Below are 10428 nucleotides of genomic sequence, written 5' to 3' on the forward strand. Positions count from 1 at the left end.
GGCCAGTACCTGGCGCACACGCTGAAAATTGCCGTCCCGTCACAACGCACCGCCTGGCTGGCCAGCGAGCCGCCCAGGCCGGCCCCTGACCGGAGCAAGACCGCGCGCTTTGCGCCCAGCCCGGCGGCACTGCGCCGCGCCGAACGTGAAGCGGTGCACCACGCCACCCAAGGGGAGCTGCAAGCGCTCAAGGTCATCGGCGCCAGCGGTCACAACCTGAAAAACGTCGACGTGGCATTCCCGGTGGGGCTGTTCACCTGCGTCACCGGTGTCTCGGGTTCGGGCAAGTCCACGCTGGTGAATGACACGCTGTACAAGGCCGTGGCGCGCACCATCTACCGTGCCCATGACGAACCTTCGGCACATGCCGCCATGGAGGGCATCGAGTATTTCGACAAGGTCATCAATGTCGATCAATCGCCGATTGGCCGCACCCCGCGCTCCAACCCGGCCACCTACACCGGCCTGTTCACACCGATCCGTGAGCTGATGGCCGAGGTGCCCACGGCGCGTGAGCGTGGTTACGGCCCGGGGCGGTTTTCGTTCAACGTCAGCCAGGCCGCGGGGGGCGGTCGGTGCGAGGCCTGTGAGGGGGATGGCGTGGTCAAGGTCGAGATGCACTTCCTGCCCGACGTCTACGTGCCCTGTGACGTGTGTGCCGGCAAACGCTACAACCGCGAAACGCTGGAAGTGCTCTACAAGGGCAAGAACATCGCCCAGATCCTCGATTTGACGGTGGAGGCTGCGCACGAGTTTTTTCAAGCCGTGCCCAGCATTGCGCGCAAATTGCATACGCTGCTGGATGTTGGCTTGAGCTACATCCGCCTGGGCCAGGCCGCCACCACGCTGTCGGGCGGCGAGGCGCAGCGCGTCAAGCTGGCGCTGGAACTCTCCAAGCGTGACACCGGGCGTACGCTCTACATCCTGGACGAACCCACCACTGGCCTGCATTTTGCCGACATCGCCTTGCTGCTCAGGGTGTTGCACCAATTGCGCGACGCCGGCAACACCATTGTGGTGATCGAGCACAACCTGGACGTGATCAAAACGGCCGACTGGCTGATCGACATGGGCCCGGAGGGGGGCAGCGGTGGCGGCACGGTGGTCGGGGTCGGCACGCCGGAGACGCTGGCGGCCAACCCCGTCAGCCACACCGGACGGTATCTGGCGCGGCTGTTGTAACTGCGCAGCCGCACGGCTAGACTGGGGGGCCAGCAACTCGTTTTTTCCAGGAGACCCGAGTGCACACCCAGTTTCACGACCAGCATGCCACCGCCGCCCGACGCAACAAGGTGGTCAGTGCCTTTGACGCGGTGCGCCTCATCCATGACGGAGACACGGTGGCCACCGGCGGTTTTGTCGGCATCGGTTTTGCCGAAGAAATCGCCGTGGCGCTGGAGCAGCGTTTTTTGCAGACGCAGGAAGAAACCGGCCTGGGGGCCCCGCAGCATCTGACGCTGGTATACGCCGCCGGTCAGGGTGACGGCCAGGGCCGCGGGCTCAACCATTTTGGCCACCCCGGGCTGGTCCGGCGGGTGGTGGGCGGCCACTGGGGGTTGGTGCCAACGCTGCAACAACTGGCCATCAACAACCAGATCGAGGCCTACAACCTGCCCCAGGGTGTCATCACCCACCTGTTTCGTGACATTGCCGCTGGCAAACCCGGCACACTGACCCACGTGGGACTGGACACCTTTGTTGACCCCTTGCATGGTGGCGGCAAGATCAACCAATGCACCACCGAAGACCTGGTGCAGCGCATGAGCATCAACGGGCGGGACTACCTGTTTTACAAGGCGTTTCCGATCCATGTCGGCATCATCCGCGCCACCACGGCTGATCCGGACGGCAATCTGAGCATGGAACGTGAGGCCTTGACGCTTGAAGCGCTGGCCATTGCCATGGCGGCCCGTAACAGCGGGGGCATCGTGATTGCCCAGGTGGAGCGCCTGGCCGAGCGCAACACCCTGCACCCGCGCAGTGTCAAGGTGCCTGGCGTATTGGTGGATGCGGTGGTGGTCGCCACGGACGCGGCACACCACATGCAGACCTTTGCCGAGAGTTACAACCCGGCCTACTCGGGTGAAATCCGGGTGCCGCTGGACCTCATGGCGCCGATGGCGCTGAGCACGCGCAAGGTCATTGCGCGCCGCGCCGCGATGGAGTTTCGGCCCAACAGCGTGGTCAATCTGGGCATCGGCATGCCCGAAGGGGTGGCGGCGATTGCCGCCGAAGAAAAGGTGTTTGACCTGCTGACCCTGACCGCCGAACCCGGCGTGATTGGCGGCATTCCGGCCGGTGGCCTGAGTTTTGGGGCGGCGGTGAACGCCCAGGCCATCATCGACCAGCCCAACCAGTTTGACTTTTACGACGGTGGCGGGCTGGACGTGGCGGTGCTCGGGCTGGCCCAGGCCGACGCCCAAGGCAACCTGAACGTCAGCAAATTCGGCACCCGGCTGGCAGGGGCCGGTGGGTTCATCAACATCAGCCAGAATGCCAAGAAGGTGGTGTTTGTTGGCACGTTCACCGCGGGCGACCTGATGAGTTCGGTGGTGGACGGGCGGCTGCAGATTGACAGCGAGGGCAGCCAGCGCAAGTTTGTGCAGCAGGTGGAGCACCGCACCTTCAGCGCCCGCGAAGCGCTGGCGCGCGGACAGCAGGTGCTGTACGTGACCGAGCGCTGTGTCCTGCGCCTGACCGGCACGGTCGAACAACCGGTGCTGGAACTGGTCGAACTGGCCCCCGGCGTGGATCTGCAGCGTGACGTGCTGGCGCAAATGGACTTTGCGCCGAGCATCAGCCCGCATCTCAAAACCATGGAGGCCGCGCTGTTCCAGCCCGAACCGCTGAATCTGCGTGAGCGCCTGCTCGCCACCCCGTTGGCCCAGCGCCTGGAACTCGACCGCGAACACCGCTTGCTGTTCATCAATTTTGAGGGCCTGACGATTGACGACGCCCAGGACATCAGCGATATCGAAACCCTGGTGACCGAGCTGCTGGCGCCGCTGGGCCATCGTGTGGCGGTGGTGGTCAATTACGATAGTTTCACCATCCTGCCGGCCTTGCTGGACCGTTATTCAGAGATGGTGCAGGGGCTCAAACGCCGGTTTTACAGCCGGGTGACCCGGTATGGCACCGGTGGTTTTCTCAAGGCCCGGCTGGAGGTCGGGCCGTCAATAGGTCAGTCTGCATCCACATGACATTCTGAAGCCGTTCAGCACCAAGGAGTTTTCTCATGCCGCTACTGGATCACATGAAACTTGCGCACAAATTCCTGATTCTGGGCCTGGTTGCCCTGATCATGGTGGCTGTGCCCACCGGCGCGTATTTCCAGCGCTCATTGGTGGACATCGCCGTGGCAAAGCGCGAGTTGCAGGGTGCCGGTCCGCTGGTGGCGCTGAACAAAGTCATCCAGTTCAGTCAGACGCACCGCGGCATGTCGGCCAGCATGCTCAGTGGCAGCGCAGAACTGGCCGCGCGGCGCCCGGCCTTGCGCGACAAGCTCAACGCCGCCATCTCGGCGCTGGACAACGAATTCAGGATGGCGGAAGTTTCCCCGGGCCTGCAAACCCGCTGGTCTGAACTCAAGCAGCGCTGGACGACCCTGGAGCAGGGCGTCGCCGGGCGCACCCTGAGCGCTCCCGAGAGCACCAAGCTTCACACCCAGATGATCACCGGCCAGCTGCAGCTGGGCGAAGAGCTGCTTGACGAGTTCGGCCTGAGTCTGGAATCCGGATCCGATACCTATGCCCTGATTCGCGCCACCATGGCCGACATGCCGTGGCTGGCTGAAAACATGGGCATCATGCGGGCCATGGGCAGCAGCTTCCTGACCAAGGCGGCCGCCCCCCCTGAGGGCAAGGCCACCTTGCAGGCGCTGCAAAAACGTGCCCTGGAGTTGCAGACCAGCATGTTCCGGCAGGTCAGCATCGCCACCCGAACCAACCCACAGATGAAAGCGGCGCTGGAAGCGCAGGCGCAAACCAGGCGCACGGCGGTGGACCAGACCCTGGCGCTGGCGGAGCGCGAAATCATCAACGCGGCCGAGCTGAAGTTGCCAGCGGTCACCTACTTTGACAATTTCACCAGCACCATCGACGGCTTGTTTGAATTCAACACCTTGGCCATGAACGTGCTGGTCGATCAACTCCACCAGCGCGTGGAGAAAAACTACCGCGGTGAGATCGGTATGGCACTGTTGTTGCTGGCCGGGCTGGTCGCCGCCGTGTGGCTGTCCTGGGTGTTCATTCGCAGCATCACCAACCCTGTCAATGAGGCGCTGCAGGTGGCCCATGCCGTGGCCGAAGGTGACTTGCGTGTGAAGGTGCAGGTACACGGCGACAACGAGCTGGGGCAACTGATCCAGGCCCTGTCCACCATGCGCGACAACCTGGCGCGGGTGGTGCAACAAGTCCTCAAAGGCTCGGACAGTGTGGCCACTGCCAGTGCCGAAATCGCCCAGGGCGACAATGACCTGAGTGGCCGCACCGAAACTCAGGCCAGCGCTCTGGAGCAGACTTCGGCCTCAATGGAAGAACTGGGTGCCACCGTCCAGCAAAACGCCGAGCGTGCCCACCAGGCCAACCAGCTGGCCCAAAACGCCAGTGCGGTCGCCGCCAAGGGCGGCGAAGTGGTGGGCCAGGTGGTGCACACCATGAAAGACATCAATGACTCGTCACGCCGCATTGCCGACATCATCGGGGTGATCGACGGCATTGCGTTTCAAACCAATATCCTGGCGCTCAACGCTGCCGTGGAAGCCGCCCGTGCTGGCGAGCAGGGGCGTGGTTTTGCCGTGGTAGCCAGCGAAGTGCGTTCACTGGCCGGGCGCAGCGCCGAGGCTGCCAAGGAGATCAAGGAGCTCATCAGTGCCAGCGTGCAACGGGTGGAACAGGGCAGCGCGCTGGTGGACCAGGCCGGGGGCACCATGTCCGAGGTGGTGACCGCCATCCGCCGGGTGACCGACATCGTGGGCGAAATCAGCGACTCCAGCACGGAACAGGCCCAAGGTGTGTCCCAGGTGGTCGAAGCCGTGGCACAAATGGACCGCACCACGCAGCAAAACGCGGCGCTGGTCGAGGAAATTGCCGCCGCCGCCAACAGTCTGCGCAGTCAGGCAGACAGTCTGGTACAAACTGTGTCGGTCTTCAAGTTATAGGAGAAAACAGGCTCTAGCCCGCACAAAATAAGCACATTAAGCTATCTTTTTAATAGCTATTGTGGGGGTGATGTCATGGTTCGGGCGGCCTGCAGGGTGTCCCTGGTTTTCAGGGCTTCACGTCGGGCTGCTGCCGCGAAGTCCTGGCCTGCAGATGCGTAAAGAATCGCTCTTGAAGAATTGACGATGATGGGCCCGCTGGTGGTTACCCATCCGGCTGCATCCGCTGAGCCGCGCCAACCGGCCTTCACGGTGGCCAGCGCATCACCACCTTGCGCCCCCACGCCAGGGATCAGCAAAGGCAGGGTTGGCGCCAGGGCACGCACCCGATCGATCTCGGCCGGGTAAGTGGCGCCCACCACCAGTCCCAGTTGACCGTTCAGGTTCCACGGCCCCTGCGCCAGCTGGGCGATGTGTTCGTACAGCCGGGGTGTGCCGGCCACGCTGGCCAGGTGTTGTGCCTGAAAGTCATCGCCACCGGGATTGGAGGTGCGACACAGCAAAAATGCTCCTTTGTTGTGGTACTTCAGGTAGGGCTGCACCGAGTCGAATCCCATGAAGGGGGACAGGGTGACGGCATCAGCCCCGTAGCGCTCGAACGCTTCGATGGCGTATTGTTCTGCCGTGCTGCCGATGTCGCCACGTTTGGCATCCAGAATCACCGGCACCTGCGGCGCGGCCCGGCGCAGGTGCGCCACCAGCCGTTCCAACTGGTCCTCGGCGCGATGCGCGGCAAAGTAGGCAATCTGCGGTTTGAAGGCCATGGCCAAGTCGGCTGTGGCATCAACGATGGCGGCGCAAAAATCGTAAATTTTGCTGGTGTCGCCGCGCCAGACCGTGGGAAATTTGGCGGGATCGGGGTCCAGTCCGACACACAGCATGGAAGAATTCTGGCGCTCGGCCTGGCGCAACATGTCTAAAAAGTTCATGCGCCGATTGTAAGAAGTGCGCGCCGGCATGAAGTGTTGTGAATTGCTCGCACTTTTTAAGACAAAATTGGCCTGTAGCCCGGAATTTGATTACATAGATTGCTATTAAAAGCATAGTCTTCAAGAGTAGGCAAGACGGCTGCGCGGTCCGATCCGGTGGCCTGTGCAGGAAAACGATGCGGCAAAATCCCGCCATGACTCAAGCCACCCCCCAAGCGCCTGCCTTCACGCTCTACGACGAACCCGGCCACCTGATTCGCCGCGCCCAGCAAATTGCCGTATCCAAGTTCCACGAGGTGCATGGCCGCCAGGTCACGCCGATCCAGTACGCCATCCTGCGCACACTGTTTGAGTCGCCGGGGGTGGACCAGGTCACGCTGGCGCAGCTGATTGCGCTGGACACCTCCAGCACGGCTGACATCGCCACCCGGCTGGAGGCCAAGGGCTGGATCCTGCGCGAGGTGCTGCCGCGCCGTCAGCGCAGCCTGTCGCTCACCCCGGCGGGTGAAGCGGTCTTGCAGGGCATGCGCTCAGGCATTGAGCAGATGTACCTGGGCATGATGGACAGCCTGGACGGCACCGAGCAGCGCGAGTTCATGCGCCTCTTGCGCAAGTTTGTGCATTTGAATGACCCGCAAAACAAACCGATGGATGCCACAACCAAGGGTTAATCCCGAGCAAATTAGGCTGGTGTTGTGTTTTGTCATTCAGTACAATGAATGACATTCAGCATACTGAATGAATTTGCTGCCAACCGCCCGTGCCTGCCTGGTTGCAGGACTTTTTGAACCAACGAGGTCTTCATCATGTTCCCCAAAAACACCTGGTACGTTGCCGCCACCCCCAACGAAATTGACGAAAAGCCGCTGGGCCGCACCATCTGCGGCGAGCGTATCGCCTTCTATCGCGGTGAAGAGAACAAGGTGGCTGCTGTCGAAGACTTCTGTCCGCACCGCGGCGCACCCTTGTCGCTGGGCTACGTGTCCGAAGGCAAACTGGTGTGCGGCTACCACGGTCTGGAAATGGGCTGCCAAGGCAAAACCATTGCCATGCCGGGCCAGCGAGTGCGCGGCTTTCCTGCGATCAAAGCCTACCCGGTGGTGGAGCGCTACGGCTTCATTTGGGTCTGGCCGGGTGATGCCGCCCAGGCGGATGAAGCCAAGATCCCCCACATGGCGTGGTACGACAACCCCGAGTGGGCCTATGGCGGCGGCCTGTACCACATCAACTGCGACTACCGCCTGATGATCGACAACCTGATGGACCTGACGCACGAGACCTATGTGCACGCCACCAGCATCGGCCAGAAGGAGATTGACGAAACCCCCTGCAAGACCACGGTCGAGGGCGACATGGTCATCACCAGCCGATTCATGAGCGGCATCCTGCCCCCGCCATTCTGGAAAGCCGCGTTGCGGGCCAATAACCTGGCCGACGACGTGCCGGTGGATCGCTGGCAAATCTGCCGCTTCACCCCTCCCAGCCACGTCATGATCGAAGTGGGGGTGGCGCACCAGGGCCACGGCGGTTATGACGCGCCCAATGACAAGAAAGCCTACAGCCTGGTGGTGGACTTCATCACCCCGGAGACCGAGACCTCGATCCACTACTTCTGGGGCATGGCGCGCAAATTCAACCCGACCGACAAGGCACTCACCGCCACCATCCGCGAAGGCCAGGGCAAGATTTTTGGTGAAGACCTGGAGATGCTGGAGCGCCAGCAAAAGAACCTGCTGGCCCACCCCGAGCGTGCCTTGTTGATGCTCAACATTGATGCCGGTGGCGTGCAGTCGCGCAAGATCATTGACCGGCTGGTGGCGGCCGAAAAATCCCAGTCCGCAGTGTGAGGACAAGGCCATGAGCAAGGCACCCACCCTCGCCGTTCGCGTGGCACGCAAAGCCATGGAAACCGCCGACATTTGTACGCTGGAACTGGTAGCGCAAGACGGCGCAGCGCTGCCAGGCTTCTCCGCGGGCTCGCATGTCGACGTGCACCTGCCCGGTGGGCTGACCCGCCAATACTCGCTGTGCAACGACCCCAAGGAAAACCACCGCTACCTGATTGGTGTGCTGCGTGACCCGGCCTCACGCGGCGGCTCGCAGGCGGTGCACGACCTGGTGCAAGAGGGCCAGGTGTTGCAGATCAGCGCGCCCAAGAACCACTTTCCACTGGCGCACGAGGCCAAACGCAACCTGTTGCTTGGCGGCGGCATCGGCATCACGCCCATCCTGTGTATGGCCGAGCGCCTGGCCGTGATGGGGGCGGATTTTGAGTTGCACTACTGCACCCGCTCCATGGAGCGCACGGCGTTCCGCGAACGCATCGCAGCCTCTGGCTTTGCCGATCAGGTGCAGTTCCATTTTGACGATGGTGCACCCGGGCAAAAACTCAACCTGGGCGCACTGCTGAGCGCACCCCAAGCGGGTTGCCACCTCTACGTCTGCGGCCCTAAAGGCTTCATGGATGCGGTGCTCAAAACCGCGCGCGACCAGGGCTGGCCTGAGGGGCTACTGCACTACGAATTCTTTGCCGCCGAGGTGGCCCAGTCCGATGCCGATGCCGCGTTTGAAGTCAAGCTGGCCAGCTCCGGGCGCATCATCCCGGTGCCCAAGGACCAGACCGTGACCAAGGCGCTGTCAGCCGCTGGCGTGGAGATCCAAACCGCCTGCGAGCAAGGTGTCTGTGGCACCTGCCTGACCCGTGTGCTCGAAGGTGTTCCAGATCACAAGGACCAGTACCTCACGCCCGAAGAGCAGGCCGCCAACGACCAGTTCCTTCCCTGCTGCTCACGCGCCAAAACGGCGTGTCTGGTGCTGGATCTTTGACGTTTGAGCACCCTCCTGAGGCCTGACGGGTCAAGCCAGGAACGGTGAGTCTGGCGTTTCTGCGCCCTCATCCGCAGCGGACACGGACGGTGCGGGGGCATGGAGAGCGAGGTCGGAGTGAGAATGGCAAACTCCGTACGCTATTGAATTGGATGCATATTACGCAGTAAATACGAAGGTTGCAGGTGAAATTGCAACATGACGGATCGGTAGCCATCACTGAAAACAGAGGGAGGATTTAGGCAGACAGGCAAGCAACAGGCAACGTCTGGCGAGCATTTACGGCAATAGTCCAATGACCGGCATTGACTCACGTTAGCGGTGATCAATTCCCAAAAATCGACATCAAGAAATTGCGCATCGCCAGCACCCGCTCACTGCTGCGCAGATCACGATGAAAGACCAGCCATAACGGACGGGAGGTCACCAGCCGATCCGGTTCAACGCGTACCAAGCGTGAGTCGTCGTCGCCGACGGAGGTCGGTAGCACCACGACCCCCAGGCCCGCGCAGGCGCCAATGTATTGCAGATTCAAACTATTGCTCGCGAACACCGGTGCTTGCTTGGGAAACGCCGTGGCCAGCCACTTGGCCATCGGAAGATGCGACCATCGTTCGTTCCAGGAGATATGCGGCAGCGCGTGCCAGTCTGCTTCGCTTAGGGCATGCAAGGCGGGCCTGTAAGCGGCAAACGGTAAGTCTGCCAGTGCTTGCCCGATGTAATCACCTTCTTCATCTTTGCTTGGCCTGACAAAGCGCACGGCAATGTCCGCGTCGCGCCGGGACAGGTTGACCTGCTCCAGTCCGACGATCAGTTCAACCCGCAACCTCGGGTATTTCATAAAAAATTCGCTCAGGCGCGGTGTTATCCAATGCGCCGCCACCAGTTCCGGGCAGGCAACCCGGATATGGCCTGACCAGCGGCCGACATTGGCTGCATCTTGGGTCTGGCGCCCGAACGTGAGCATGGCTTGCTCGACTGGTAAGGCGCGCTCGTGCATGTGCTCACCGTCGGTGGTCAGGACATATCCGGTTTGACGGCGGATGAAGAGTTTGAGGCCCAACGTTTCCTCGAAAGCGTCGATTCGGCGCGACACCGTAGCAGGGGAGACGCCTAGTACGCTCGCCGCATGGGTCAAGCCGCCGCCGCGCGCGACGGCCAGGAAATAGCGTAGATCGTTCCAGTCATCCATATTTGAAAAATAAACTATCGAATTTTGCTGTAGTTTTCTGAATTCAGAAAACAAATAATACGCCGAATCTTGTGGAGGAAATTCATCATGGATCCGGTTTCAAGCACACGCTCGGTTTATGTCATGCTCATATTCAGCACCCTGTTCTGGGGCTCCAATTTCAATCTGGGAAAGTACGTGCTCGACGCGGTCGATCCCTTGGCCGCCGCCGCTTGGCGTTTCTTGCTGGCAGCGGGGCTGATGGTGCTTGTGGTTCTTTTCAAAGAGCGGCCAGACTGGCAGGGAATCCGTCGTAATCTTCCGGCGCTGTTCATCATGGCGCT

General features: G+C 61.7%; 8 protein-coding genes and 1 pseudogene. 7 read left to right on the forward strand and 2 right to left on the reverse strand.

Annotation, left to right across the window (positions count from 1 at the left end):
• From PHW99_RS16255 to PHW99_RS16265, 3 genes and pseudogenes are all read left to right on the forward strand, one after another.
• Positions 1 to 1182: pseudogene (locus PHW99_RS16255) on the forward strand (excinuclease ABC subunit UvrA); the annotation flags it as partial.
• Between the two features lie 59 nt (positions 1183 to 1241).
• Positions 1242 to 3200, forward strand: coding sequence for an acyl CoA:acetate/3-ketoacid CoA transferase (locus PHW99_RS16260; RefSeq protein WP_300179970.1), 1959 nt, complete (start codon positions 1242 to 1244; stop codon positions 3198 to 3200).
• A 35-nt stretch (positions 3201 to 3235) separates the two neighbouring features.
• Positions 3236 to 5158: a methyl-accepting chemotaxis protein gene (locus PHW99_RS16265; protein WP_300179973.1), complete on the forward strand. Its 1923-nt coding sequence runs from the start codon at positions 3236 to 3238 to the stop codon at positions 5156 to 5158.
• Positions 5159 to 5214: 56 nt separating this feature from the next.
• Here the strand turns inward: PHW99_RS16265 and pyrF are convergent, their stop codons facing one another.
• Positions 5215 to 6087, reverse strand: coding sequence for an orotidine-5'-phosphate decarboxylase (gene pyrF / locus PHW99_RS16270; protein WP_300179976.1), 873 nt, complete (start codon positions 6085 to 6087; stop codon positions 5215 to 5217).
• 194 nt (positions 6088 to 6281) lie between these two features.
• Here pyrF and PHW99_RS16275 point away from each other — a divergent pair, with 194 nt between their 5' ends.
• The 3 genes from PHW99_RS16275 to PHW99_RS16285 all read left to right on the forward strand — a co-directional run bounded on the left by PHW99_RS16275 (position 6282) and on the right by PHW99_RS16285 (position 8913).
• The gene (locus tag PHW99_RS16275) at positions 6282 to 6758 is read left to right on the forward strand and encodes a MarR family transcriptional regulator (protein WP_300179979.1); all 477 of its coding nucleotides are present in this window, start codon (positions 6282 to 6284) and stop codon (positions 6756 to 6758) included.
• 135 nt (positions 6759 to 6893) lie between these two features.
• Entirely contained in the window at positions 6894 to 7934 is a 1041-nt protein-coding gene (locus PHW99_RS16280) for an aromatic ring-hydroxylating dioxygenase subunit alpha (protein ID WP_300179982.1), read from the forward strand.
• A 10-nt stretch (positions 7935 to 7944) separates the two neighbouring features.
• Positions 7945 to 8913: a PDR/VanB family oxidoreductase gene (locus PHW99_RS16285; protein ID WP_300179985.1), complete on the forward strand. Its 969-nt coding sequence runs from the start codon at positions 7945 to 7947 to the stop codon at positions 8911 to 8913.
• Between the two features lie 325 nt (positions 8914 to 9238).
• On the opposite strand, the gene PHW99_RS16290 is transcribed toward PHW99_RS16285, so the two are convergent.
• On the reverse strand, positions 9239 to 10159 hold the full coding sequence (locus PHW99_RS16290) for a LysR family transcriptional regulator (protein WP_300179988.1): 921 nt from the start codon (positions 10157 to 10159) through the stop codon (positions 9239 to 9241).
• A 33-nt stretch (positions 10160 to 10192) separates the two neighbouring features.
• Here PHW99_RS16290 and PHW99_RS16295 point away from each other — a divergent pair.
• Positions 10193 to 10428 (forward strand): EamA family transporter (locus tag PHW99_RS16295; RefSeq protein WP_300179991.1); only part of this gene is annotated, 236 nt, incomplete at its 3' end.

The organism is Rhodoferax sp., assembly GCF_028689305.1.
Classification (GTDB): domain Bacteria; phylum Pseudomonadota; class Gammaproteobacteria; order Burkholderiales; family Burkholderiaceae_C; genus Rhodoferax.

Bases quoted from the DNA above. Each gene is read 5' to 3' on its own strand.
- PHW99_RS16275 (WP_300179979.1), top strand. From the start codon at position 6,282: ATGACTCAAGCCACCCCCCAAGCGCCTGCCTTCACGCTCTACGACGAA.
- pyrF (WP_300179976.1), bottom strand. From the start codon at position 6,087: ATGAACTTTTTAGACATGTTGCGCCAGGCCGAGCGCCAGAATTCTTCC.
- PHW99_RS16265 (WP_300179973.1), top strand. From the start codon at position 3,236: ATGCCGCTACTGGATCACATGAAACTTGCGCACAAATTCCTGATTCTG.
- PHW99_RS16285 (WP_300179985.1), top strand. From the start codon at position 7,945: ATGAGCAAGGCACCCACCCTCGCCGTTCGCGTGGCACGCAAAGCCATG.
- PHW99_RS16280 (WP_300179982.1), top strand. From the start codon at position 6,894: ATGTTCCCCAAAAACACCTGGTACGTTGCCGCCACCCCCAACGAAATT.